This window comes from Allobosea sp. 2KB_26, assembly GCF_052115715.1.
Classification (GTDB): Bacteria; Pseudomonadota; Alphaproteobacteria; order Rhizobiales; family Beijerinckiaceae; genus Allobosea.
On sequence record NZ_JBFRHE010000019.1, the window covers coordinates 58363 to 81840 of the forward strand.

At 65.2% G+C, this 23478-nt stretch carries 23 protein-coding genes; 9 read left to right on the top strand and 14 right to left on the bottom strand.

The genetic code is table 11. From position 1 onward, the window contains the following. Positions 1 to 149 precede the first annotated feature (149 nt). Positions 150 to 1679, bottom strand: a complete 1530-nt coding sequence (gene cysS / locus AB4099_RS30300; RefSeq protein ID WP_441480825.1) for a cysteine--tRNA ligase — start codon at positions 1677 to 1679, stop codon at positions 150 to 152. Between the two features lie 314 nt (positions 1680 to 1993). On the opposite strand from cysS, the gene AB4099_RS30305 reads away from it, so the two are divergent. Then, complete coding sequence (locus tag AB4099_RS30305) at positions 1994 to 2326, top strand: hypothetical protein (RefSeq protein WP_113512928.1); 333 nt, start codon at positions 1994 to 1996, stop codon at positions 2324 to 2326. Between the two features lie 9 nt (positions 2327 to 2335). Here AB4099_RS30305 and AB4099_RS30310 read toward each other — a convergent pair whose 3' ends face one another. Further along, positions 2336 to 2863, bottom strand: coding sequence for a CreA family protein (locus tag AB4099_RS30310; protein ID WP_441480826.1), 528 nt, complete (start codon positions 2861 to 2863; stop codon positions 2336 to 2338). A gap of 75 nt (positions 2864 to 2938) precedes the next feature. On the opposite strand from AB4099_RS30310, the gene AB4099_RS30315 reads away from it, so the two are divergent. Then, a complete protein-coding gene (locus tag AB4099_RS30315; RefSeq protein ID WP_162768025.1) occupies positions 2939 to 3544 on the top strand; it encodes a GNAT family N-acetyltransferase in 606 nt (201 codons plus the stop codon). Here AB4099_RS30315 and AB4099_RS30320 read toward each other — a convergent pair. The 6 genes from AB4099_RS30320 to AB4099_RS30345 are packed head-to-tail and all read right to left on the bottom strand — an operon-like array spanning position 3525 to position 8405. After that, positions 3525 to 4058 (bottom strand): hypothetical protein, encoded by a 534-nt coding sequence (locus tag AB4099_RS30320; protein ID WP_113512922.1) that lies wholly within the window; start codon positions 4056 to 4058, stop codon positions 3525 to 3527. The genes AB4099_RS30315 and AB4099_RS30320 overlap by 20 nt on opposite strands. Before the next feature lie 33 nt (positions 4059 to 4091). Then, positions 4092 to 4289: a DUF2783 domain-containing protein gene (locus AB4099_RS30325; RefSeq protein ID WP_441480827.1), complete on the bottom strand. Its 198-nt coding sequence runs from the start codon at positions 4287 to 4289 to the stop codon at positions 4092 to 4094. Next, positions 4286 to 5884 carry an FAD-dependent oxidoreductase gene (locus tag AB4099_RS30330; protein ID WP_441480828.1) on the bottom strand — a complete coding sequence of 533 codons (1599 nt, stop codon included), beginning with the start codon at positions 5882 to 5884 and terminating at the stop codon, positions 4286 to 4288. Before AB4099_RS30330 ends, AB4099_RS30325 begins: the two co-directional genes overlap by 4 nt. Continuing rightward, the gene (locus tag AB4099_RS30335) at positions 5881 to 6435 is read right to left on the bottom strand and encodes a DinB family protein (RefSeq protein ID WP_113512917.1); all 555 of its coding nucleotides are present in this window, start codon (positions 6433 to 6435) and stop codon (positions 5881 to 5883) included. The genes AB4099_RS30330 and AB4099_RS30335 overlap by 4 nt, the downstream gene beginning before the upstream one ends. A gap of 4 nt (positions 6436 to 6439) precedes the next feature. Further along, positions 6440 to 7402 carry an MBL fold metallo-hydrolase gene (locus AB4099_RS30340; RefSeq protein ID WP_113512915.1) on the bottom strand — a complete coding sequence of 321 codons (963 nt, stop codon included), beginning with the start codon at positions 7400 to 7402 and terminating at the stop codon, positions 6440 to 6442. After that, complete coding sequence (locus AB4099_RS30345; RefSeq protein WP_441480829.1) at positions 7392 to 8405, bottom strand: fumarylacetoacetate hydrolase family protein; 1014 nt, start codon at positions 8403 to 8405, stop codon at positions 7392 to 7394. The genes AB4099_RS30340 and AB4099_RS30345 overlap by 11 nt, the downstream gene beginning before the upstream one ends. Positions 8406 to 8467: 62 nt before the next feature. Here AB4099_RS30345 and AB4099_RS30350 point away from each other — a divergent pair, with 62 nt between their 5' ends. Continuing rightward, positions 8468 to 9553, top strand: a complete 1086-nt coding sequence (locus tag AB4099_RS30350; protein WP_113512911.1) for a TRAP transporter substrate-binding protein — start codon at positions 8468 to 8470, stop codon at positions 9551 to 9553. A gap of 31 nt (positions 9554 to 9584) precedes the next feature. On the opposite strand, the gene AB4099_RS30355 is transcribed toward AB4099_RS30350, so the two are convergent. After that, complete coding sequence (locus AB4099_RS30355; RefSeq protein WP_441480830.1) at positions 9585 to 10379, bottom strand: CHAD domain-containing protein; 795 nt, start codon at positions 10377 to 10379, stop codon at positions 9585 to 9587. 219 nt (positions 10380 to 10598) lie between these two features. Then, positions 10599 to 11957 carry a homogentisate 1,2-dioxygenase gene (gene hmgA / locus AB4099_RS30360; protein WP_441480831.1) on the bottom strand — a complete coding sequence of 453 codons (1359 nt, stop codon included), beginning with the start codon at positions 11955 to 11957 and terminating at the stop codon, positions 10599 to 10601. Between the two features lie 105 nt (positions 11958 to 12062). Here hmgA and AB4099_RS30365 point away from each other — a divergent pair, with 105 nt between their 5' ends. The 3 genes from AB4099_RS30365 to AB4099_RS30375 all read left to right on the top strand — a co-directional run bounded on the left by AB4099_RS30365 (position 12063) and on the right by AB4099_RS30375 (position 15472). Next, positions 12063 to 12563 (top strand): MarR family winged helix-turn-helix transcriptional regulator, encoded by a 501-nt coding sequence (locus tag AB4099_RS30365; RefSeq protein WP_162768023.1) that lies wholly within the window; start codon positions 12063 to 12065, stop codon positions 12561 to 12563. Positions 12564 to 12744: 181 nt separating this feature from the next. Next, positions 12745 to 13908: a DUF2865 domain-containing protein gene (locus AB4099_RS30370; protein WP_441480832.1), complete on the top strand. Its 1164-nt coding sequence runs from the start codon at positions 12745 to 12747 to the stop codon at positions 13906 to 13908. A gap of 244 nt (positions 13909 to 14152) precedes the next feature. After that, positions 14153 to 15472: an MFS transporter gene (locus AB4099_RS30375; protein WP_441480833.1), complete on the top strand. Its 1320-nt coding sequence runs from the start codon at positions 14153 to 14155 to the stop codon at positions 15470 to 15472. An 81-nt stretch (positions 15473 to 15553) separates the two neighbouring features. Here the strand turns inward: AB4099_RS30375 and gltX are convergent, their stop codons facing one another. From gltX to AB4099_RS30390, 3 genes are all read right to left on the bottom strand, one after another. Beyond that, on the bottom strand, positions 15554 to 16894 hold the full coding sequence (gene gltX / locus AB4099_RS30380) for a glutamate--tRNA ligase (protein WP_441480834.1): 1341 nt from the start codon (positions 16892 to 16894) through the stop codon (positions 15554 to 15556). A 41-nt stretch (positions 16895 to 16935) separates the two neighbouring features. Continuing rightward, positions 16936 to 18675, bottom strand: coding sequence for an NAD+ synthase (locus AB4099_RS30385; protein WP_441480835.1), 1740 nt, complete (start codon positions 18673 to 18675; stop codon positions 16936 to 16938). An 85-nt stretch (positions 18676 to 18760) separates the two neighbouring features. After that, entirely contained in the window at positions 18761 to 19054 is a 294-nt protein-coding gene (locus tag AB4099_RS30390) for a Dabb family protein (protein WP_113512895.1), read from the bottom strand. A gap of 236 nt (positions 19055 to 19290) precedes the next feature. On the opposite strand from AB4099_RS30390, the gene AB4099_RS30395 reads away from it, so the two are divergent. The 3 genes from AB4099_RS30395 (at position 19291) to AB4099_RS30405 (ending at position 21695) form a co-directional block, all read left to right on the top strand. Beyond that, positions 19291 to 19587, top strand: coding sequence for a DAHP synthetase I family protein (locus AB4099_RS30395; protein ID WP_113512893.1), 297 nt, complete (start codon positions 19291 to 19293; stop codon positions 19585 to 19587). A gap of 551 nt (positions 19588 to 20138) precedes the next feature. Then, positions 20139 to 20399, top strand: coding sequence for a PsiF family protein (locus AB4099_RS30400; RefSeq protein WP_113512891.1), 261 nt, complete (start codon positions 20139 to 20141; stop codon positions 20397 to 20399). A gap of 417 nt (positions 20400 to 20816) precedes the next feature. Then, positions 20817 to 21695: an outer membrane protein gene (locus tag AB4099_RS30405; RefSeq protein ID WP_113512889.1), complete on the top strand. Its 879-nt coding sequence runs from the start codon at positions 20817 to 20819 to the stop codon at positions 21693 to 21695. A 75-nt stretch (positions 21696 to 21770) separates the two neighbouring features. On the opposite strand, the gene AB4099_RS30410 is transcribed toward AB4099_RS30405, so the two are convergent. Continuing rightward, positions 21771 to 23156, bottom strand: a complete 1386-nt coding sequence (locus AB4099_RS30410; RefSeq protein WP_113512887.1) for a class II 3-deoxy-7-phosphoheptulonate synthase — start codon at positions 23154 to 23156, stop codon at positions 21771 to 21773. Positions 23157 to 23478 lie beyond the last annotated feature (322 nt).

Consider the following 23478-nt stretch of genomic DNA (forward strand, 5'->3'; position numbering starts at 1 on the left):
TCCCCCTGCGGGAGAAGGTGGCCGCGCAGCGGCCGGATGAGGGGTCGCGCCACGCTCTCCGGTTGAAGCAGAATGAGAAGAGCGGCAAGCGTCGCGCGACCCCTCACCCCAACCCTCTCCCGCAGGGGGAGAGGGGGCTCGGGTGCGGTTCATCGTTTCACTTCCCATGCTGTCGCGGGCTCGCCCGTCGCCGGGTCCTTGCCATCCTTGAGGTGGATGCCCATCGCCGCGAGTTCGTCGCGGATGCGGTCGGACTCGGCAAAGTCCTTGGCGCGACGCGCTGCAAGCCGGCGCTGGATCAGATCGTCGACACGCGCCGCGAACCCGTCATCGGTCGCCGCCCGGACGAGGAACTCCTGTTCCTTTCGCCCCCAGGCCTGACGATTCAGGCCGAGGAAATCGACACTTGCCGCCAGTGCGCGCGCAGCCTTCGGATCGCCGGCCTTCGCTTCGCGGGCAAGACCATGAAGCCGCGTCATCATCTTGGCCGTGTTCAGGTCATCGGCCAGTGCGGCGATGATCTCCGCATCCACGTCACTTGGAGCGGTCTGCGGTTCCGTCGGAATGCCACGCAGGATCTCCTCCCAGCCGGCGATGATGGACTCGACCTCCTCCAGCGACTTCACCGTCCAGTCGATCGGCTGGCGGTAATGCGTCTTCAGCATCGCAAGGCGCAGCACTTCGCCCGGCCATGTCCGGCCGCCGAAGGCATCGGTCTGCAGCAGTTCGTTGATGGTGACGAAGTTGCCGAGCGATTTCGACATCTTCTCGCCTTCGACCTGCAGGAAGCCGTTATGCATCCAGATATTCGCCATGCGGCCGGCGCCGTCGGCACCGCCGAAGGCGCAGCAGCTCTGGGCGATCTCGTTCTCATGATGCGGGAAGACGAGGTCGATGCCGCCGCCATGGATGTCGAAGACATTCTTGGCGGGATCATCGCAGGCGAGCCCGCCGCCAAAGGGCGCGAGCAGCTTGGCCATCGACATGGCCGAGCACTCGATATGCCAGCCGGGACGGCCGGGCGTGGCGATGCCCGCCGGGGACGGCCAGCCGGGGTCGATGCCGTCGCGGCTTGGCTTCCACAGCACGAAATCCATGGCATCGCGCTTGTAGGGAGCGACATCGACGCGAGCGCCGGCCATCATCTCGTCGAGCGAGCGACGGGCGAGCGAGCCGTATTTCGGCGCCTTCCCCAGGCTCGCCACAGCCGGCACGTGGAACAGGACATGTTCCTCGGCGACATAGGCGATGCCACGAGCGATGAGGCGCTCGATGATCGCCTTCATCTCCTCGATATGGTCGGTGGCGCGCGGCTCGGCATCGGGGCGCAGATTGCCCAGCGCATCGACATCGCTGTGGAACTGCGCCGTCGTCGTCTGCGTGACCCTGGCAATCGCCTCGTTCAGCGGCAAGCCGGGGAAATCGCGGGCGGCGCGCGCGTTGATCTTGTCGTCGACGTCCGTGAGGTTGCGGGCATAGGTCACATGCTCGGCGCCATAGAGATGCCGGAGCAGCCGGTAGAGCACGTCGAAGACGATGACCGGGCGGGCATTGCCGATATGGGCGTAGTCATAGACGGTCGGTCCGCAGACATACATGCGGACATTGCCGGGATCGATCGGCGCGAACGTCTCTTTCGTCCGCGTCAGCGTGTTGTAGAGCCTTAAAGTCGGCGTCATCGAAACGATCCTGGCGAATAGGCGACGAGAAGCGTGGTCCGGGCCGCTGGCCGGGGGCGCTTTCTGTCGGGTCGTTTCAGGACGATGACGTGAGCAGCCGGCCAGCGAAAGCTAGCGGCAAATAATGCAAATCCGGATGGCGGCCTGCGTCATGAAAAACTGATTGCCTGTGCGCGGGCTTTGCGTCAAGAGGGCGCCCGAGTTTGTTGCGCCGCAACATAGCTGACGCCGAATTCATTCAAATTTAACGGACTGGAACCATCCTCATGCTTCGAAGGTTCTTTGGCCTGTCGGGTCACGAGGAAAGATCGAGAATGCGCCGCGCCATCGCCCTGATCGGCCTGTTCGGAATCGTCGGAGCCGGCCTCTCGCTCGCAGTCCTGCCGACCTCGAAGACCGTGGCCGCATCCAACGATCAGCGCATCTTCCTGATTCCGGCGAGCGACGGTTATGGCGTCGCCGATTGCCTGTCCTCGAAGACCTCGGAATGCGGCAAGATCGTCGCCGATGCCTGGTGCGAAGCCCAGGGCTTTGCGAAGGCGACCGCGTTTGGCATCGCCTCGCGCGAAGATTTCACCGGTTCGGTCTCGAAGCCTGTCATCACCGAACCGGCGGAGCAGCCGCTCTCGATCACCTGCGGCGGCTGAGGCTCCGGCTCACCTCACCCAGTCCGAGCATTTCGGCGCCTCGCCCACCCCGCCCCAAGGCATGATCGGGACGGTGGATGTCGAATTCTGCGGCGACCCATCGATCAGCTTGTCGGAATAGACGAGATAGACCAGCACGTTGCGCTTGATGTCGCAGCCGCGCACGATCTGCATCTTCTTCCAGACCATCGAGCGGCGCTCGCGGAAGACGACATCGCCCTGCTCGAATTTCTCCTTGAACTTGATCGGACCGACCTGACGACAGGCGAGCGAGATCTCCGAGACCTCCTCCGCCACACCGAACATGCCGGAGACGCCGCCCTTCTCGGGAATGGTGTAGTGGCAGGCCACGCCCTCGACGATCGGATCGTCGACGCCATAGACGGCGAGCTTGTCGTTCGGCGTCAGCATCTTCCAGACGGTCGATTTCCTGAAGATCAGGTCCTCCTGGGCCTGGGCGGGCCCGGTCAGACAGAGCCCCAGCGCAAACAGAGCCAGGGCCAGGGCGCGTGAAGAGGTGGTACCACAGGCGCGCATTCTCGATCTCCTGACTTTTCCGCGTAGCCGGCGCCGGATATGGGTTCTGAAGCGAAGCAATGCCAGAGCCGTCCGATGCAGACTAGCAAGATGCCGGCGACGACGCAGCCGATCCTCGAGACGGACCGCCTCATCCTCAGGCCGAGAACCATGGAGGATCTCGACCATGTCATTGCGATGAATTCCGACCCGGAGGTGATGCGACACATCGCACCGGTCGGCACCGCCTTCATGAGCAAGGAGGCCGTGGCGAAGCGCAGCTTCACGCATGTCGATCGCGGGCTGGGCTACTGGTCGATCAGCCGGCGCGGGAGCCCTGGCGAACTGCTGGGCTATATCGCTCTGTTCCCCAACGATCCGGCGACGGCGCAGATCGAACTGGGCTACCGCTTCGACACCCGCCATTGGGGCCGGGGTTATGCGACGGAGGCGGCCTCGCGCCTGCTCCAGCACGGTTTTGGCTCATTGGACCTGGCCGAGGCCGTCATCCTGACGCACCCGCTCAACGCGGCATCCCTTCGTCTGGCCGAGAAGCTCGGTTTCCAGCGCGACAGCGACCGGCGCTCATGGCTGATGGGCGATCCGCACTTCCTGTGCGCCTACTTCCGCCTCAGCCGCGCCGGCTGGCTTGCCACCCATGACGCAGCCGCGGCACCGGCCGTCACACCGCCAGTGGCTTGAACACCAGATAGGCCGCGGCCAGCGCGCCGAGCACGCCGAGCGTGAACAGCACGAGCTTCAATTGCGTGAAGCCGCTCGCCATGGCGACATCGCCCGCCTCGACCCTGGGGTATTTGTCGAGCAGCCGGGCAATGACGAAATTCTCGACGACATCGCAGAGCCCGCCGAAGAGCCAGCCGCCGCCGCATAATGCCGCGACCCACCAGGGATAGCCGCGCATGGTAACGCCCGCGACGGTGATCGCGCCGACGATCGCATAGGTCAGGGCGAAGGCGACATCGGCCGGCAGGACCCGGTGACGGTAGCGGTTCCGGCGCTCCTCGCCATAAGCCGCGAAGAGCTTTTCGACATCGGCAGCGTTGAAGCCGTTCCAGTCGCTCTCGAGCATGCGCGCCACACCCTGGCGGCTCGCCCAAAGCCCGGTGAGCCAGAACATCAGCATCACCAGTGCCGGCCCCCACAGGAAAAACGAGAGCGGGATGGCGCTGGAATAGAGCGGAACGGGATCGATCATCGCGGCCAAGGCTCCGGCAGAGGAAATGCGACGTTACCGCGCCTCGCGGGCCAGCGCCAAGGCCTGACGCAGGATCTCCACGTCACCGATATGATTGGCGAAGATCAGGACGAGCCTGGCATTGAGCGCCACGCTCTCGGCCTCCACGAGATCGCGATGCGCCTCCGCGATCATCCGGAAGGCCGCGTCGGGATCGGAGAAATTCGATTCCGTGACGAGTTCGCCGCTCATGCTGCCGCGCGCCCTTCCAGCCTCTCGATCGCGGCCGCCAGTTGCGTGGGCGTCGCCTGGCGAAACCGGGCCGCGACATGACCGTCAGGACGCAGCACGACGGCATCGCCCGGCGTCAATCCGTAACGCCGCGCCAGGGGCTCGTCCCCAGGGTCTCGGGCGGGAAGATCGACCCACAAGGCGGTGGAAAGAGCCCTGCTCTCGGCCGCCATGCCGCAGGCAATGATGACCGGCCTGCCCTCGGCCAGCGTCTCGCTCAGCCAACGCCGCCCGTCGGCAGTCGCTGGCAGCGCAGCGTCGAGGAAGGGGGCGCCTGCCGCGACACCGCTCGGCCAATCCGGGCCAGATGTGGAAAGAGGCGACGCCAGATAGGTCGTCGGCTGCGAGAGGCGCCCTGAATTGACAAAGCGCCGGGCGAAGCCGGCCTTGCCGGCCAGGGCAAGTGCCGCATCGCGCAAGACCCGTTCGCCTGGCGAGCGCGGCGCGATGAATTCCGTGGCGCGGGTCGAATGCAGGATATTCTCCTGCGCCGCTTCGACACGTTCCCTGTCATAGCTGTCGATCAGCGCAGCGGGACTCTGCCCTTTCACGACCAAAGCCAGCTTCCAGCCGAGATTATCGGCATCCTGGATGCCGGAATTGGCGCCGCGCGCGCCGAAGGGCGAGACCTGATGGGCTGCGTCACCGGCGAAGACCACCCGGCCATGGACGAAGTGCTCGAGCCTGCGGCACTGGAAGCGGTAGACCGAGACCCATTCCAGCGCGAAATCATCATGGCCGAGCATCTGCCGGATGCGCGGCCGCACGATCTCTGGCCGTCGTTCATGCTCGGGGTCGGCGTCCCGATCGAGTTGCAGATCGATGCGCCAGACATCGTCCGGCTGTTTGTGCAGCAGGGCGGACTGGCCGGAATGGAAGGGCGGCGCGAACCAGAACCAGCGCTCGGTCGGGAACTCCGCCTGCATCTTCACATCGGCGATGAGGAACTTGTCCTCGAAGGCTTCGCCGCGAAACTCCAGGCCAAGCAGCGCGCGCGTCGGCGAACGCGCTCCGTCGCAGGCGACCACCCAGCCGGCGTCGAGCTGGTAGGGCCCATCCGGCGTCGCGATGGTCAGGAGCGCGCCGTCGCGACATGGCTGGATGCCAGTCAGACGGTTCGACCAGCGCAGATCGATCAGCGCCTCGGCAGCCGCAGCGTCGGCCAATGCCGCTTCGACGTAATATTGCTGCAGGTTGATGAAAGCCGGCTGCTTGTGGCCAGGCTCAGGCAATAGATCGAACTCATAGAGTTGCTCTTGCCCGTGAAAGACCCTGCCCCGCTGCCAGGTGACGCCTTTCGCGACCATACCTTCGGCGAGGCCGAGCCTGTCGAAGATCTCCAGCGTACGCTTGGCAAAGCAGATCGCGCGCGAGCCTTCGCCGATGCGATCGGAATCATCGATCAGCACGACGGGGACTGCGCGGCGTGCCAGATCGAGCGCGAGCGTCAACCCGACCGGGCCGGCGCCGATGATGACGACGGGATGATGGGCCGGTCCGCGTGCATCCTGGTCAGGGCTGCGGCGATAGGCGAAACGGCGGATCTCCATCGTCATCCGATCGCCTCCGGCCCCTCGATCCCGAGCGTTTTCAGATCGGAGGCGCGCCGACGGATATCGAAGGCGAGGAAGTACTCATCGAGCTGCGGCGGCGCGACCTTCGTGCCGGCGAGCATGGCGTGAGCCTGGCCGCGATGATGGATCTGGTGCTGGAAGAGATGCGCGAGCAGATCGTCGATCCGCTCGGGCACCTTGCCGTCATCGCCGCGATCGGTCTCGACCTGCCGTGCCAGCCCTGCCTCGCTCAGCGCATCGCAAAACGCGATCAGGCGGCGATCGGTCTGCCCCTGCACGATGAGGAGCGCCGCCGCGTCGAGCGGCCGGAAGGTATCGAAGACGGCCAGCCCGCGCCCGCCTTGCTCCAGCGCATCGAGATAGAACTGATCGACCGAGAGATTGTGGTTCAAGGTCTCGTGGAGCGAGGGGAAGAAGCTCGTGCCCGGCGCCCTGAACGCTTCGTCGTCCAGCTCGGCGCAGGCACGCAGCAGCCGGTCATTGGCCCAGCCATTGTTGCGAGCCGCCTTGCGCAGATATGTGACGAGCGACATCGCCCTAGCCCCGAAGATCGATCCACATCTGGCGATCGCGCTCGTCGGTCCAGATGCGCGGGTGGTCGAGCCCGTTGGCCTCGTCATAGGCACGCGAAACATTGAAGGGCAAGCAATGCTCGAAAATCACCCAGTCGCCATAGCCTGGCTTCAAAACGGCATGGACACGCTCGAAGGTCTCGCGGAGCGAGCAACCCGCGCCGGCGCTCTGCTTCACGGCGTCATAGAGGTCGCTGAGAAAGGCGCGCGTGCCACTGATGCCATCAGCGACCATTGCCGCGTCGGTCAGCGCCGCGCCACGGCCCGGCACCATTGCGACCGAGCCGAGGGCGGACAAATGGTCGAGCGTCGTCGGCCAGTCCTCGAAATGGGCATCGCCGCAATAGGGCGTCGCACCATACTCGACGAGATCACCCGCGAAGGAGACCTCGGCATCGGGAATCCAGGCGACGATGTCGCCTGCGGTATGGCCGCGCCCGAGCTTCGTCAGCCTGACCTCGCGCTTGCCGAGCCAGATCGAGGCGGTATCGGAAAAGGTCATGGTCGGCCAGGTCAGGCCCGGCCGGATCGAATCCGCGCCCTGGAAGAGCCGTGGAAACCGGCCGATCTCGCTCGCCTTGTCCTGTTCGCCGCGCTCCACGATCATCTCGCGGGCGACATCGGATGCGACGATCTCGCGGGCGCCATAGGCTGGCGCCCCCAGCACGCGGACCGCATGGTAATGCGAGAGCACGACATGGCTGATCGGCTTGTCGGTGACCCTGCGGACGCGCTCGATCACCGTTTCCGCCATCTTCGGCGTCGCCTGCGCATCGAAGACGAGCACGCTCTCGTCACCGACGACGACCCCTGTATTGGGGTCGCCCTCGGCGGTATAGGCGTAGATGCCCCGGCCGATCTCATCGAAGGAAATGGTCTTCTCGCCGAGATCGGCGCTGGAGGCGAAGGCGGGCTTGTCAGTCGACATGGGGCAGGACGTCCTGTTCGATCGCACCGAAAACCGAAGAACCCTCCCCGTCCTTCATCTCGATACGAATCGTATCGCCGAAGCGCAGGAAGGGTGTTGCGGCAGTGCCCGACTTGATGATCTCGACCATGCGCTGCTCGGCGATACAGGCATAGCCGACGCCACCTTGCGCGATCGGTCGCCCCGGGCCGCCTTCCTCGTCGCGGTTCGAGACCGTGCCGGAGCCGATGATCGTGCCGGCCGAGAGCGGGCGCGTTCGCGCGGCATGAGCGATCAGCGTGCCGAAATCGAAGGTCATGTCGACACCCGCATTCGGCTGTCCGAAGGGCTGGCCGTTGAGCAGCGAGAGCAGCGGCAGGTGCAGCTTTCCGCCCTGCCATGCCTCGCCCAGTTCATCGGGCGTCGCGGCCACCGGCGAGAAGGCCGTCGGCGGCTTCGACTGGAGAAAGCCAAAGCCCTTCGCCAGTTCGCCCGGAATCAGGTTGCGCAGGCTGACGTCATTGACGAGCATCACGAGGCGGACATGGCCATGCGCCGCTTCCGCGGAGACGCCCATCGGCACGTCGCCGGTGATGACGGCGATCTCGGCCTCGAAATCGATGCCGTCCTCCTCGCTGCGGGTCCGGATCGGCTGGCGCGGCCCCAGCACGGCGTCGGATCCGCCCTGATACATCAACGGGTCGCTCCAGAAGCACTCCGGCATCTCGGCGCCCCTTGCCTTCCTGACGAGCGCGACATGGTTCACATAGGCCGAGCCGTCGAGCCACTGATAGGCGCGCGGCAAGGGGGCTGCGCAATCATGCTCGTGGAAACGGAAGGATGGGACGGAGCCATGCTCCAAACCTTCTGCTAGATCGGCCAGGCGCGGCGCATGGCGCCCCCAGTCGTCGAGGGCGGCCTGCATGGTCGCGACCACGGGAAAGGCGTCCGTGGCGCGCGTCAGGTCCTTGGAAACCACGACAAGGCGGCCATCACGACCGTGCATGAGGGAAGCGAGTTTCATCTCTTTCCAATCCGTGACGAACACGCGAGATTGCGCGCAACAAACCTCTGGGAGATCAGCTTATGAAACGCCGCGACTTTTTGAAAACCGGTGCGCTGGCAGCGGCTGCTACGCCGGTCGCGATGCCGGCGATCGCGCAGTCGCAGCCGGAGGTGAAGTGGCGCCTGACCTCGAGCTTCCCGAAGGCGCTCGACACGATCTACGGCACGGCCCAGCAATTCGCGAAATACATGTCGGACGCGACCGACGGCAAATTCCAGGTCCAGACCTTCTCCGCCGGCGAGATCGTGCCGGGCCTGCAGGCCCTCGACGCGGTCACCTCCGGCACGGTCGAATGCGCGCATACGCCGACCTATTTCTATATCGGCAAGGAGCCGGCACTGGGGCTCGGCACCGGCATCCCGTTCGGGCTCAATGCACGTCAGCAGCATTCCTGGTGGTTCTTCGGCGGCGGCGAGGAGATCATCAATTCGGCACTGGCCAAGTTCAATGCCTATTCGATCCCCTGCGGCAATTCCGGCTGCCAGATGGGCGGCTTCTTCCGCAAGGAACTGACCTCGCTCGATGATCTCAAGGGCCTGAAATTCCGCATCGGCGGCATGGGCGGCGCCGTGCTCGCCAAGCTCGGCGTGGTGCCGACGCAGATCGCAGGCGGCGACGTCTACCCGGCGCTGGAGCGCGGCACGATCGACGCCGCGGAATTCGTCGGCCCCTATGACGACGAGAAGCTCGGCTTCGTGCGCGTCGCCAAATATTACTATTATCCCGGCTGGTGGGAGGGCGGTGCCATGCTGCATCTCGTCATCGGCCAGGAGGCCTGGAACAAGCTGCCGAAGCACTACCAGGCGATCGTCCACCACGCCTGCGAGGCTGCCAATAACTGGATGCTGGCCAAGTACGACGCCGTGAACCCGGGCGGCCTGCGCCGGCTGGTCCAGCAGGGCGCACAGCTCAAGGCCTTCCCGATGCCGATCATGGAAGCGGCTCTCAAGGCGGCAGACGAATACTACGCCGAGACCTCTGCCAAGAGCGAGCAGTTCAAGAAGGGCTACGATTCGATGGTCGCCTTCCGCGGCGAAAACCTGCTCTGGTGGCAGGTCGCAGAACTCTCCTACGACTCGTTCATGAACCGCCTGCGGTCGCGCTGAGGCGCCGCCAGGACCGATTGCAGGCGCCGGGTCAGACAAGTCTGATCCGGCGCGGTGCATGCGCCGCCATCGCCTCGGCCAGATGCGTAGAAACGGCTTTCGGGCGCGTCTCGAGGACGGGCCCGACCATCCCGGCCGCTTTGCCACGCTGCTTGCCGACCCGGCGGCGGAGTTTCTTCCTGACCTTCCTGAGGGGCTTGGTCGCGACGGTTTCCGCCAGTTGCCGATCGGCCATGTCGAGATCGACGACCGCGCCGAGATGGGTGCGCAAGCGCTCGACCGCCTCGATCTGCTCCTTGTAGTGACCGGGGTCGGCGGGCTGGAAGAAGCTGAGCTGATAGCCGAGATCGATGATGCGGGTGCGCCAGGCATGCAGGCGCTTCAGGCTCATCCGGCGCGGATCCTGCCGCGCCGCGCGCCTGGCTTTGCGATAGCTGCGCCGGAATGCGACGAGCAGGAAGCCGCCACGCTCGCCGGCCACCGACCACTCCTCCATCCTGGCGGCGAGACGGTCGAGCTCCATCTGCATGGAGACGATGGTGTCCGGCGGCGGCATCGGGTCCGGCGGGGGCTCGACCAGCCTGCCGCGTTCACCGGGCATCAACTCACGCAATGTCCGCGCGACGACCGCTGCATCGCGCGTCGCACCGAAGTTCTGGCGCAGGCGCTTGATGTCGGCCCGGAGCTGCGCCGTCTCCTCCTCCAGAGCAGCCGGCGAGAGTTTCAGCAGGGAACGCCACGCCTTCATCAGGCGGCGGAAATCATGAATGCCCTTGGCCGGGTCGCTCTCCAGGCGGTCGAGCAACCGCCGACCGTGCAACGGCATCTCGCGACAGACTGCCAGCCAGTGCTGGGCCCAGAGCCGCATCAATGCCGGACCGCGAGGCACCGCAGAGCGCGAGGGCCGAGCGCGCGGGCTCCTGCCGCCGCTCGGCCGGGCCGGTGCTTTCGCGGGTGTCGCCAAGGCGCGCTCCTTGCGAAGTTCGGAAAGCGCATTGAGCGACAAGCATTCGGGCTCCGCAAGTGCCTTGCAGGGATCGGGACGCTACCAGGCCTCGCGCCGTGTCGGATCGAAGCGCTTCTTCAGGCCCTCCCAGCAGGCGCTGTAGTCCGGCTGCAAGGCTGGCAGGCCCGCGGCATAGCCGGTGACGCGCTGGGGAAAGCGGGTCTCGAACATGAAGGCCATGGTCCCGGTCAGCTTCACCGGCTTGAGCTCGACGGTGCTCGCATGTTCGAACGCCTGCGTGTCCGGGCCGTGCGGCAGCATCATGTTGTGCAGGCTGAAGCCGCCGGGCGTGAAGCCCTCGGGCTTGGCGTCATAGACACCGTAGATCAGTCCCATGAACTCGGACATGATATTGCGATGGTACCAGGGCGGGCGGAACGTATTCTCTGCGACCAGCCAGCGCTCGGGAAAGATCACGAAGTCGATATTCGCAGTGCCGGGTGTTTCCGACGGCGCGGTCAGGACCGTGAAGATCGACGGGTCGGGATGGTCGAAGGAAATCGCTCCGACCGGCGAATAATGGCGCAGGTCGTATTTGTAGGGCGCGTAATTGCCATGCCAGGCCACGACATCGAGCGGCGACTGGCCGATCGGCGTGGAAAAGAGCTCTCCGCCCCATTTCGCATAGAGCGTCGACGGCGTCTCGTCGTCTTCATAGGCCGCGATGGGTGTCAGGAAGTCACGCGGATTGGCCAGGCAATTTGCGCCGATCGGACCGCGATCCGGCAAGGTGAAGGAGCCGCCATAATTCTCGCAGACATAGGCCCGAGCCGGGCCGCCCATCAATTCGCAGCGGAAGACGACGCCGCGCGGAATGATGCAGATCTCGCCGGGTTCGATTTCGATCACCCCGAATTCGGTGCAGAAGCGCAGCGCCCCCTCCTGCGCCACGACCAGGAACTCACCGTCGGCGCAGAAGAGGTATTCGCGTTCCATCGAGGCGGTGACGAAAACCATATGGGCGGCCATACCGGCCTGGGTCTCGGCATCGCCGGCCGTCGTCAGCGTGCGCAGGCCAGTGAGGAAGGTCAGCGTCTCCGATGGTATGGGGATCGGGCTCCAGCGCAGCTGGCCGATCGGCAGCTCGGCCTCGTCACGGCAGGGAGCACTGCGGATCAGCCCCTTGTCGACCTTCTTCCAGCGTCCGCCATGTTTGACGCTAGGGCGGATGCGATAGAGCCAGGATCGCTCGTTCGAGGAGCGCGGCGCGGTGAAGGGCGAGCCGGACAGCTGCTCGGCATAAAGGCCATAAGCAGCCCTCTGCGGCGAGTTGCGGCCGACCGGCAGGGCGCCGGGCAGCGCCTCGGTCTCGAAACTGTTGCCGAAGCCCGACATGTAGCGTGTGCCGGTGGCAGCCTGGCGCAGCGGGGCTGTATGAATCTGTGCCTGGACATTCATGAGCATTTCCCCTTCCGCTGCCGGACCGCTTTGACAAGAACGCAGGTTCCGGAAAGATCGGAGCGGGCGTCCCGCCCCGACCTCAGCTAGTTACAGATGAAACTAATGTCAACGCAGCCCGAGCCTCCCCCACCCGGCGACGAAACGACCTTGCGGCTGGAGCAGTTCCTGCCCTATCGGCTGAACGTCGTCGGCCATTTCGCCAGCCGCGCGCTCGGACGAATCTATAGCGAGCGCTTCGGCATAGGCATTCCCGAATGGCGTGTGATCGCGCAGCTCGGCGAATTCGGAAAGCTGACCTCGCGCGACATCGGCGAGCTGTCCCAGATGCACAAGACCAAGGTTTCGCGCGCCGTCAGCGAGCTCGAGAAGCGCGGCCTGACCTCGCGCAGCGAGAATCGCGAGGACCGGCGCGAGGCCTTCATCAGCCTGACGCCCCGCGGCTCCCGGACCTATGCCGAGATCGTGCCGCTGGCGCTCGCCTTCCAGGCGCGCTGGACCGAGGGACTGCCGGCAGACGAGCTGCGCGTGTTCGAGCGCGTGCTTTCGATTCTCACCGAGCGTGGCCGCCATCTCGCGGGCGGCTATCACGAAAGCGAAGGCTGAATTGCCGCTTGCCGCCAAATATGGCATGCCGGGCTTCGCCATGGCGGTGCGCCCGAATCCGCGCCGCGCCGTCGCAGGCTCCGTCCTTAGTTCCGTCGCGTTTGGCAGGTGAAACTCCCGCAAAGCGATTGCCCGGTCTCCGGGACGGATCGAACAAGCAGGTAATATGGCCCAACCGGCGATGAGACTACGACTAACCCGGCGCCTCGGCGCGATGCTGCTGGCCCTCTCGGCGATGGGTGGAGCGGCGCTTGCGCAGTCGCCCGCGTGCAATGCGTGGCGCAGCGAACTTGCGAGCCTGCAGGGCCAGCGCGGCGGCGATCCGCGCGCCGCGCAACAGGCGCAGCGCGTCGGCGCCCAGCTCTCGCAAAGCGTCAGCCAGTTCCGCGCGATGGGCTGCGAACGTGGCGGCTTCCTCTTCTTTGGTGCGCAGCCGCCCCCGCAATGCGGCGGCCTGCAGGCACAGATCAACCAATTGCAGTCCCAGTACACGGCACTTCAGCGCCAGGCACAGGGCGGAGCTGCCGAGCAGCGCCGCATGCAGCTCGCCGCCGCGATTGAGACCAATTGCCGGGGTGGACAGCAGCAGCGCGGCTTCTTCGAGACGATCTTCGGCATCGAGCCGCGCCGCGGCGAGATCGATTCGACCATGCCCGAACTCGATCCGGACATGCAGCCGCTCGATTCCGAGAAGCCTCGCCAGGGCGGCCCCAATACGGTCTGCGTCCGGACCTGCGACGGCTATTTCTTCCCGCTTGCCAACAGCCCCGGCGGCCGCGACGGCCAGGATGAGATGTGCCAGGCGCTCTGCCCGGGAACCGAGACGCTGGCCTTCGGCATGAGCACCGGCGGCGACATTCAGAATGCCGTCGCCCGCGGCAGCGGAACGCCCTATGCGTCGCTGGCGAATGCCGGAAAGTATATTCGCAGCTTCGATTCCGCCTGCACCTGCCGAGCGCCCGGCCAGAGCTGGTCGCAGGCGCTGCGCAATGCCGAGGAGCTTCTCGACAAGCGCAAGGGCGACGTCATCGTCACCGAACAGCGCGCCGCCGAATTGTCGCGGCCCAAGCCCGATCCGAAACGCAGGACCGCGGCACCCACGCCGGCTCAACAGCAGCCGATCCTGCCTGAGGCCGACGACAAGCCGATGCCATCGGAAAATTCGCCGACATCGGGCACGGAGTCGGCCGGCATGGGTCCGCAGAGCGTCGAGCCGGAAAAGGTCGTGCAACAGGGCGACGGTGTGAAGAAGGAAAGCCGCAGCATCACCGGCGAGCGGCGCACGGTCAGGATCGTCGCGCCCAACCTCGCACCCAATCTGGGCCCCGCGGTCGCGCGGCCCTGACACCGGCAGCCCCGCCGCAATGGCGCCTCGTGCGTCGGCGGCGGATGCTACGGCATGCGCTCAAGTGGTAGCCGGAGCTAAAAATCCCATAGATCAAGCGCTAGACGCATGACGCCGACAGGCGCATATACAGGCAACTTCACCCCGGCCGGCCTGGATACGCGCCAGATTTCGTCAGGATTGCTTTCCCAGCACGCAATCCTACTCTGACGGCCTCCTTGGCAGAGCCCAGCAGAGGCGTCCCATGTCAGAGACAACAGCCGACACCCATACCGGAATGGATCTGGCCGACACCCGTCGTCGCCTAAAGGCGATCTTCATGGGCTCGGTCGGCAATCTGGTCGAATGGTATGATTTCTACGCCTACACGGCCTTTGCGCTCTATTTCGCGCCCCATTTCTTCCCGTCGCACGATCCCGTCGTCCAGCAGCTCAACGCCGCGACGCTGTTCGCTGCCGGCTTCATCGTCCGCCCGATCGGCGGATGGCTGTTCGGCCACATCGCCGACCGCTATGGCCGCCGGCTTTCGCTGACGATCTCGGTGCTGATGATGTGCTTCGGCTCGCTGATCATCGCGCTGACGCCGACCTATGCGACGATCGGATTTGCAGCACCAGCGCTGCTCGCGCTCGCGCGGATCATCGAAGGCCTGAGCCTCGGTGGCGAGTACGGGGCAAGCGCGACCTATCTCACCGAGATCGCCGACCCGAACCATCGCGGATTCTATTCGAGCTTTCAGTACGTCACGCTGATCGGCGGCCAGCTGACCGCCATCGTGGTGCTGCTGCTGCTCCAGAACGTGTTCCTGACCCATGAACAGCTCGTCGCCTGGGGCTGGCGCATTCCCTTCGTGATCGGCGCGCTGCTCGCGATTACCGCGATGTTCATGCGCCGCCACATGCACGAAACGGAATCCTTCGTCGAAGCCAGCAAGACGAAGAAGCGCGAAAGCTCGCTGCGCGGGCTGCTGAAATACCCGCGCGAGGTTGCGATCGTGGTCGGCCTGACCGCCGGCGGCACCGCGGCCTTCTATACCTTCACCACCTATATGCAGACCTTCGTGAAGCAGACCGTCGGCCTGTCCGACATCACGACGACCTATGTCATTGCCGGTTCGCTGATCTTCGCCTCGATCCTGCAGCCGATCTATGGCGCCATCTCGGACAGGATCGGCCGCAAGCCGCTGCTGATCTTCTTCGGCATCGCCGGCTCGCTGCTGACGGTGCCGATCCTGACCATGCTGTCGCAGACCAAGTCGCCCTGGATGGCGTTCCTGCTGATCTCCGCAGCCTGGATCTTCGTTGCCGGCTATACCTCAATCAATGCCGTGGTGAAGGCCGAGCTGTTCCCGACCGCGATCCGCGCCACCGGCGTCGCCGTGCCCTACGCCGTGACGGTCTCGATCTTTGGCGGCACCGCGCCTGCAATCGCGCTGTTCTTCAAGCAGCAGGGCCACGAGCAGTGGTTCTTCTACTACCTGGCGGGTGTAATCTTCCTGTCGCTGCTGGTCTACGCCACCATGCGCGACACCAAGCATGAATCGGCGATGCACCGGCACGAGTGAACCAGGGCGCCATTGCCCGCGGGGCGGATATCGTCCCGGACAGGCGGTGCAGCCGCACTGATCCGGGACGATGTGAAACCTTCAGGCCGCCTCGCCCGCGAGCCGCTTCAGCGCTTTGTCACGGCCGATGAGCGGCAGCAGTGCAGCCAGCTCCGGCCCGTGCTCGAGGCCGGTCAGCGCCTGGCGAAGCGGCATGAACAGCGCCTTGCCCTTGGTGCCGGTCGCCGCGCCGACGGCCTGAGTCCAGCTTTTCCAGGTTGTCGCATCGAAGGGCTCGGCCGGGAGCAGTGCGGCTGCGCTCGCCGCAAAGCCGGCATCGGTGATCACGGGCGCAATCGGGCCGCGCACGACCTGCCACCACGCCTTCGCCTCGGCAAGCTTCGCAAGATTGCCGCGCACTGCCAGCCAGAAAGGTTCGTCGGCCGCGATCCCCAGCGCCTCCAACCGATCCGACACCGCATCGAACGGCAGTTGATGCAGCGTGCGTGCGCTCAGCGATTCAAGCTCATGCTCGTCGAACTTGGCCGGTGCACGCGAGACATGCGCGAGGTCGACGAGACCAGCGAGTTCATCCAGGCTCGCGACCGGCCTGACCGCGTCGGAGGAGCCAACGAGAACGGCCAGTGCCGCGACGGCGAGCGCCTCCACCCCGGACTCGCGCAGACCGCGCAGCGAGAGATGACCGAGCCGTTTCGAGAGCCCCTCGCCGCTCGCCGTGGTCAGCAGGTTGTGGTGGCCGAACGCCGGAAGGGCGGCGCCCAGCGCCTCGAAGATCTGGATCTGGACCGCGGTGTTGGTGACATGGTCCTCGCCACGAATGACATGGGTGACGCCGGTCTCCACGTCATCCACCACCGAGGGAAGCGTGTAGAGATAGCTGCCATCCTCACGCACCAGCACCGGGTCGGAGAGAGAGGCGCAGTCGACATGCGACGCGCCGCGCACGAGATCATCCCAAGCGACCTCGCGGGCCTCGAGGAGGAAGCGCCAATGCGGCTTGCGCCCTTCCGCCTCGAGCGCCGCCCGCTGCTCGGCCGTGAGCTTCAGCGCAGCGCGGTCGTAGATCGGCGGCAGGCCGCGAGCGAGCTGGCGCTTGCGGCGGCGATCCAGTTCGTCGGCGGTCTCGAAGCAGGGGTAAAGTCGCCCGGCGGCGCGCAGCCGGTCGGCCGCCGCATCATAGATCGGCAGCCGTTCCGACTGGCGAATGACGAGATCGGGTTCGATGCCGAGCCAGCCGAGATCCCCGGCAATCGCATCCGCGAATTCCGGCCTCGAGCGCGCAAGGTCGGTGTCGTCATAGCGCAGCAGGAAGCGCCCACCATGGCGGCGGGCAAAGAGCCAGTTGAACAGCGCCGGCCGGGCATTGCCGATATGGAGATAGCCGGTCGGCGACGGCGCGAAGCGAACGAGTGGCGTTGTCATGACGAGGCTTATGACGCCTTTGCGCGGGGCCGACAATCGGCTCAGAAATCGAAGCTCTCGCCCCCGACCTTGCCGACGCCCTTGACCAGCGCGGCGTCCGGCCGATGCGCGGGCTCGCCGGGATCACGGAAGCGATTGACGATCGGGTAGCGCCGGTCGCGGCCGAAATTCTTGCGCGTCACCTTCACGCCGGGCGCGGCCTGGCGGCGCTTGTACTCGGCGAGATAGAGTAGGCGCTCGACCTTCTTGACCGTCTCGAGATCGTGGCCCCGGGCGACGATGTCGGCGAGGCGCATTTCGTGCTCGATCAGGCAGGCGAGGATATCGTCCAGCACGTCATAGGGTGGCAGCGAATCCTGGTCCTTCTGGTTCTCGCGCAGCTCGGCCGTCGGCGGCTTGACGATGATGTTGTGCGGAATGACCTCGCCGTCCGGCCCGAGCGCACCGGCGGGCTTCCAGCGGTTGCGCAGCGCCGACATGCGAAAGACCTCGGTCTTGTAGAGATCCTTGATCGGGTTGTAGCCGCCATTCATGTCACCATAGAGCGTGGCATAGCCGCATGACATCTCGGATTTGTTGCCGGTGGTCACCACCATCGGCCCGAACTTGTTCGAGATCGACATCAGCAGCGTGCCGCGCACGCGGCTCTGCAGGTTTTCCTCGGTGACCCCGCGATTGGTGCCGGCGAAGAGGCTGGCGAGCGCTGCTTCGAAACCCTCGACCGGTTCGGCGATCGGCACGATCTCGTAGCGGACGCCAAGCGCATCGGCACAGCGCTTCGCATCGTCCAGGCTCTCCTGCGAGGTGAAGCGATAGGGCATCATCACGCAACGGACCTTGTCGGCGCCGAGCGCATCGACCGCCATCGCCGCACAGATCGCGGAATCGATGCCGCCGGAGAGGCCGAGCACCACGCCGGGAAAGCCGTTCTTCTCGACATAGTCGCGCAGGCCCAGCACGCAAGCCGCGTAGTCCGCCTCGTCGCTGCTCTCGATGGGCGTGATCTCGCCCGGCCGGCAGCGCCAGGACCCGTTCTCGCGCACCCATTCGGTCAGGCGCAGAGCCTCGCGGAACGCCGGGAGCTGATGCGCAAAGGTCTTGTCGGCATTCAGCACGAAGGAGGCGCCCTCGAAGACGAGTTCGTCCTGGCCTCCGAGCTGGTTGAGATAGACCATCGGCAGTCCGGCCTCGACGACGCGGGCGACCGCGACGTTCAGGCGTTCCTCGGTGACGCCGCGCCGGTACGGCGAGCCGTTGGGGACAAGCAGGATCTCGCCGCCGGTCTCGGCGATGCATTCGACGACCTCTTCGCCCCAGATATCCTCGCAGACCGGCAGGCCGAGGCGGATATGGTTGCGGAAGACGACAGGACCGGGCAGCGGGCCGGGTTCGAAGACGCGCTTCTCGTCGAACACACCGTAATTCGGCAGGTCGACCTTGAAGCGCACCGACTGGATCATCCCGGCGTCAAGCAGGGCATAGGCGTTGTAGAGCTTGCCATCCTCGAGCCAGGGCAAGCCGACCAGCGCGGCTGGACCGCCATCGGCGGTCTCGCGCGCCAGATCCTCGCAGGCCCTGCGGCAGGCATCCTGGAAGGCGGGCTTCAGCACCAGATCCTCCGGCGGATAGGCCGACAGGAAGAGTTCCGGGAACATCACCAGATCGGCGCCGGCGGCCGCAGCGTCGCGCCGTGCAACGCGCACCATGTCGGCATTGCCGGCGACGTCGCCGACGATGGGATTGAGCTGGGCCAGAGCCAGGCGGAAGGAGGTCGCTGTCATGCTCCGGCTTTACCGCGCGGCGGCAGGGCCAGCAACGGCCGCGCGCCCTGCCCTGACCTGCATTTGCGCGTGATCAGCCCTTCGATCAACGCAAGGTCGAACGGAAATCGGCGGAATAGCGCAGCTCACGCAGCGGACGCACGCGGCGCGTCGTCTCGTCATAGATCGGATGGGCCTTGTAGGCCGCCAGCGCCGCCTCATCGGCAAACTCGCCGTAAACAACGACATCGATGTCATTGCCGAGCGGGTCGACCTTGGCATTGGCGACGACCTCGAAGGCGAGCGAATGCGGGATATCGCCGAGCCGAGTCAGAGATAACCGGACGGTCTCGACATCCTCGCGCCGCTTCGCCGTGAAGAATACGATGTGGCGGATCATGCGCCCTCCTTCGCAGGCAGCCGGGAATCGCGCCGCCATATCGGGCCGATGTCTTCCCGGCGACGCGCAAAACGCAACCTGCGTTGACGCCGCATCAGCATCGATCTGCCCAAACACTTGATATTGCTAGCCACCCGCTTTCTGCGGCCACCGGAACAACCGCGTAGGAACGCGGAACCGCGAGGAACACTGAAAACCGTTCTTCCCCCTGTTCGTCCCTTCCGCGAGGTGGCGCCATGAGCGAGCACGCGCCTCAACTGACCGCCAAATGGATTGCCGTGCTCAAAATCCGGGCTCGGCATCGCGGCACGGAATATTCGCTGACGTGTGCCGAGATCGACGCCAAGAGCTTCCCGCACGGCACCCGCCGCGGCTTGCGTGAATGGGTCAACGACGCCCTCAAGGCGCTTCACTCGTTGGAATGTGTTGAGCCTCTCGGCTTGGCGGCCAGCGGCGGCCGTCGCTGGGGCATTACCAATCTTGGCTTCGCGGTATTCGCCGCCGCCTCCCTCCCAGCAAGGAGCGAGCCCTGACTGACGCCCCCACTCCCGAGAGGGCGCCGATCAGCGAGGAACGGCTGGCGTATGTCCGGCAAGGGCTTTCCGATTGCGAGAACGAGCGCGTCGTCCAGCCTTCCAATGTGCGAGCCCTCCTCGCCCTTATCTCCGATTTCCGCGCCCGGCTGGCGCGCTGCGGAGGGGGAACGGGATGGGTTCGAGACGCGGAACGAGGGTCAGGTTGGCGTCGCCCTTGATCATCTGCGCCACCGCCAGACCGCCGAAGCGCGAGTTGTCGAGCTGGAGGGGCGCTGAAGCCGTTCGCGGAAGCGGCTGATGGCATCCCGGCAAGCCAGCGGCCGGCGGGCGACGCTTTCCACCATCCGGCACTTGTTTGGTGCTCGGGCTCACTGTCTCACCTCAAAGAAAAGCCCCGCGGGAGCGAGGTTGAAAATGCTACAGGTCGAAGACTTAGCCAGCCAGCTGTTCAGTAGCCATTCAAGTCGAGCGGCGCGATCATTCGCCATCCGACAGCCGACCCGGCGACTGCCTGGGACCGATCCTCCGGGTTAAGGACGGACGATGCCATGAACCTCTCGCGCTATCTGCTGCCGATTGCCGCGCTCGCGATGATGACGGGATACGGGTTTGCGCAAACACCCGTACAGATGGGTCCAGATACAAAGCCGACCATGACCTCCCCGGCCCCCGCGGCGCCTGCCAAGAAGGCTACAGCGACCTCCTCCGGAATGACCGCCAAGTCGAAGGCGTGCTCTGTCCAAGCGGATCAGAAGGGACTTCATGGGAAGGCCCGGAAGAAATTCCGCGACGAGTGCAAGAAGGCCTAGGCTCGATGAAGTCGGGCGCCATCCTGGATGTTGGGTGGCGCCCTAGGGCCAATTTGTCAGCCGGTCGCCAGTTTGGCGTTCCTTCAGCGCCGCACTTACGAACCGAGTAGACGCGCCGGTGCGCTTCGGAGACACGTGGAACGGCATCACATAGCTCTCCTCCCGGTCGTCGCAGACGATGCCATGAGCGGCTTGCCGCCCTGTTCGCCATGTCGATTGGCATGGTCGAGCGCCAGACGAAGCACATCAATTGAGGGGCTTTGGCCCGCAAAGCGCGGTCTGGAATGGGACGCTGAGGGAACGAGGCTGCAAACAGAGATGAGCACGTTAACGCCGCATTAGGGTTACCAATGCATCAATACCGCCCAGAGCAGTGCCACAAAGGCCGGATTGCGGCCTCTGCTCGGGGAGACCACGATGCGTATCCGCTCCATTGCGCCGGCCTTGGGTCTTGCAGCGCTCGGACTGTCCATCGCCGGCGCGCCGGCGGTTTCGGCCGACTATCCGGTGCTGCGTGGGTCGCAGATCGAAGATGCACCACCGCCACCATCGGACTATTTCTCGGGCGGATTCAACTGGACGGGCTTCTATCTGGGCGGCGGCGCTGGCGTCTCGGAAACGAAATTCGAACCCGGAACCGGGCTGCAGAATCTGGCCAACTTCGCCTTTCGGAACACGCTGCTTGGCGCCGAAAGCAACATGGGCTCGTTCGTCAACAATCTGCCGTCCAAAAGGGACAGCGGCGCGACCTATTTTGGGATGGCCGGCTATAACATAGCCTTCGGCGATGCCGTGCTCGGCATCGAAGTCGACTATACCCGTTCCGATCAGAGCTACAGCATCAACGACTTCATTGCGCGTCGCACTATCACCTCAAACGGGACGGTGAACGACTGGTCGATGACGACCCGCCAGGGAGCGGTGCTGAACGACTACGCCACGGCGCGCATTCGCATGGGTTGGGCCTATGGCCGCATCATGCCATTTGCGACATTCGGTGGCGCCGTTGGCCGCTTCGACACCGTATCGACGATCACAGCAACGAACTTCATCACCCAGGCGAATCCTGTCACCGGCGCTATCAACTCCGGCATGGCGGTTGGCTACCCGCTCGGAGTCGGGGCCACCAAGAAGAACGTCTATGGCTACGGCCTCGCGGTCGGCGCCGGCGTTGACATGGCCTTGACCGACAACCTGTTCCTGCGCGGCGAATATCAGTTGATCCGCTTCGCGGACGTCGAAGGAACAACGACGACGGTCAACACCGCCCGCGTCGCTGCGGGCGTCAAATTCTGATCCGACGAAACGGACGCAAGGAAAAAGCCGCGGCTCGCGCCGCGGCTTTCTTGTTTCTGCCAGGATGACGCCGGCTTATTCCGCCGCCTCGGCCTCGGGCCGTGCCCGGCCCGAGCGCTCGCGCTTGACCAGTTCCGCCACCAGGAACGCCATCTCCAGCGCCTGCTCCGCATTGAGGCGCGGGTCGCAGAAGGTGTGGTAGCGGTCGTTCAGGTCGGCGTCGGTCATGCCGCGTGCGCCACCCGTGCATTCGGTGACGTTCTTGCCGGTCATTTCCAGGTGCAGGCCGCCGGCATAGGTGCCTTCGGCCTGGTGCACGGCGAAGAAGTTCTTCACCTCGCTCAGGATCAGGTCGAAGGGCCGCGTCTTGTAGCCGCTCGCAGCCTTCACCGTATTGCCGTGCATCGGATCACAGGACCAGACGACATTGCGCCCTTCCCGCTTGGTGGCGCGGACCAAGGCCGGCAGATGGTCGAAGACCTTGTCGGCGCCGAAGCGTGCGATCAGCGTCAGGCGCCCGGCCTGGTTCTGCGGATCGAGCGTGTCGATCAGCCTCATGAGGTTGTCCGGGGTCAGGGACGGGCCGCATTTCAGGCCGATCGGATTGCGGATGCCACGGAAGAACTCGACATGGGCATGGTCGAGCTGACGGGTGCGGTCACCGATCCAGACCATATGGCCGGAGGTGTCGTACCAGTCGCCGGAGGTGGAATCGACGCGGGTCATCGCCTGCTCGTAGCCGAGCAGCAACGCCTCGTGGCTGGTGTAGAAATCCGTGCTCCGCATCTCGGGATGCGTCTCAGGATCGATGCCGATGGCGCGCATGAAATCGAGCGCCTCGGTGATGCGCCCCGCCACCTCCTGGTAGCGGCCCGATTGCGGACTGTCCTTGACGAAGCCGAGCATCCAGCGATGCGCATTGTCGAGATTGGCGTAACCGCCGGTCGCGAAGGCGCGGATCAGGTTCAGCGTCGCCGCCGACTGGCGATAGGCCTCGAGCTGACGACGCGGATCCGGAATCCGGGATTCTGCCGTGAACTCGTTGTCGTTGATGATATCGCCCTTGTAGCTCGGCAGCTCGACGCCACCGATCGTCTCGGTCGGGGTCGAGCGCGGCTTGGCGAACTGGCCAGCGACGCGGCCGACCTTCACCACCGGCGAGCCGCCGGCAAAGGTCAGGACGACCGCCATCTGCAGGAACAGACGGAAGAAGTCGCGGATATTATCAGCCGAATGCTCGGCGAAGCTCTCGGCGCAGTCGCCGCCCTGGAGGAGGAAGGCCTCACCGGCAGCAACCTTGCTCAACGCCCGTTTGAGCTTGCGCGCCTCGCCTGCAAAAACGAGCGGCGGAAAGCCGGCGAGCTGCTGCTCAACCGCCTTCAAGGCTGCCTGGTCCGGATATTCCGGCATCTGCTGGACGGGCTTTGCCCTCCAGCTCTCGGGCGTCCACCGCTCGGACATCTCACTTGCTCCTGGTGATAACATCTCACGCCCACCCCTCCCCACGGAAAGGCAGCGCGATCCCGGCGCTATACACCCGCACCGCAGCAAAGACCATAAAGCCGTTGACGGTTACGTATGCGCGAGCTGGGCGTCGCAGGGCGGAGCTGTTCCGGCAACCAGGACCGGGCCGCGTGAGCGAGAGCGCCCAAGAGCGCGGTAAGGGCATGCCGGTTCGTTCGCCTCTGCGTGTCGGCGGAGGAGTTCATCCCGTCGGCGATGCAAGCCGCCGGCTGCCGGGCGTCGTTGTATTCGCCTCGACAGCTCCCTAACGTCACCCGTC

Bases quoted from the DNA above. Each gene is read 5' to 3' on its own strand.
- cysS (WP_441480825.1), bottom strand. From the start codon at position 1,679: ATGACGCCGACTTTAAGGCTCTACAACACGCTGACGCGGACGAAAGAG.
- AB4099_RS30305 (WP_113512928.1), top strand. From the start codon at position 1,994: ATGCGCCGCGCCATCGCCCTGATCGGCCTGTTCGGAATCGTCGGAGCC.
- AB4099_RS30310 (WP_441480826.1), bottom strand. From the start codon at position 2,863: ATGCGCGCCTGTGGTACCACCTCTTCACGCGCCCTGGCCCTGGCTCTG.
- AB4099_RS30315 (WP_162768025.1), top strand. From the start codon at position 2,939: ATGCAGACTAGCAAGATGCCGGCGACGACGCAGCCGATCCTCGAGACG.
- AB4099_RS30320 (WP_113512922.1), bottom strand. From the start codon at position 4,058: ATGATCGATCCCGTTCCGCTCTATTCCAGCGCCATCCCGCTCTCGTTT.
- AB4099_RS30325 (WP_441480827.1), bottom strand. From the start codon at position 4,289: ATGAGCGGCGAACTCGTCACGGAATCGAATTTCTCCGATCCCGACGCG.
- AB4099_RS30330 (WP_441480828.1), bottom strand. From the start codon at position 5,884: ATGACGATGGAGATCCGCCGTTTCGCCTATCGCCGCAGCCCTGACCAG.
- AB4099_RS30335 (WP_113512917.1), bottom strand. From the start codon at position 6,435: ATGTCGCTCGTCACATATCTGCGCAAGGCGGCTCGCAACAATGGCTGG.
- AB4099_RS30340 (WP_113512915.1), bottom strand. From the start codon at position 7,402: ATGTCGACTGACAAGCCCGCCTTCGCCTCCAGCGCCGATCTCGGCGAG.
- AB4099_RS30345 (WP_441480829.1), bottom strand. From the start codon at position 8,405: ATGAAACTCGCTTCCCTCATGCACGGTCGTGATGGCCGCCTTGTCGTG.
- AB4099_RS30350 (WP_113512911.1), top strand. From the start codon at position 8,468: ATGAAACGCCGCGACTTTTTGAAAACCGGTGCGCTGGCAGCGGCTGCT.
- AB4099_RS30355 (WP_441480830.1), bottom strand. From the start codon at position 10,379: ATGCCGTTGCACGGTCGGCGGTTGCTCGACCGCCTGGAGAGCGACCCG.
- hmgA (WP_441480831.1), bottom strand. From the start codon at position 11,957: ATGAATGTCCAGGCACAGATTCATACAGCCCCGCTGCGCCAGGCTGCC.
- AB4099_RS30365 (WP_162768023.1), top strand. From the start codon at position 12,063: ATGTCAACGCAGCCCGAGCCTCCCCCACCCGGCGACGAAACGACCTTG.
- AB4099_RS30370 (WP_441480832.1), top strand. From the start codon at position 12,745: ATGAGACTACGACTAACCCGGCGCCTCGGCGCGATGCTGCTGGCCCTC.
- AB4099_RS30375 (WP_441480833.1), top strand. From the start codon at position 14,153: ATGTCAGAGACAACAGCCGACACCCATACCGGAATGGATCTGGCCGAC.
- gltX (WP_441480834.1), bottom strand. From the start codon at position 16,894: ATGACAACGCCACTCGTTCGCTTCGCGCCGTCGCCGACCGGCTATCTC.
- AB4099_RS30385 (WP_441480835.1), bottom strand. From the start codon at position 18,675: ATGACAGCGACCTCCTTCCGCCTGGCTCTGGCCCAGCTCAATCCCATC.
- AB4099_RS30390 (WP_113512895.1), bottom strand. From the start codon at position 19,054: ATGATCCGCCACATCGTATTCTTCACGGCGAAGCGGCGCGAGGATGTC.
- AB4099_RS30395 (WP_113512893.1), top strand. From the start codon at position 19,291: ATGAGCGAGCACGCGCCTCAACTGACCGCCAAATGGATTGCCGTGCTC.
- AB4099_RS30400 (WP_113512891.1), top strand. From the start codon at position 20,139: ATGAACCTCTCGCGCTATCTGCTGCCGATTGCCGCGCTCGCGATGATG.
- AB4099_RS30405 (WP_113512889.1), top strand. From the start codon at position 20,817: ATGCGTATCCGCTCCATTGCGCCGGCCTTGGGTCTTGCAGCGCTCGGA.
- AB4099_RS30410 (WP_113512887.1), bottom strand. From the start codon at position 23,156: ATGTCCGAGCGGTGGACGCCCGAGAGCTGGAGGGCAAAGCCCGTCCAG.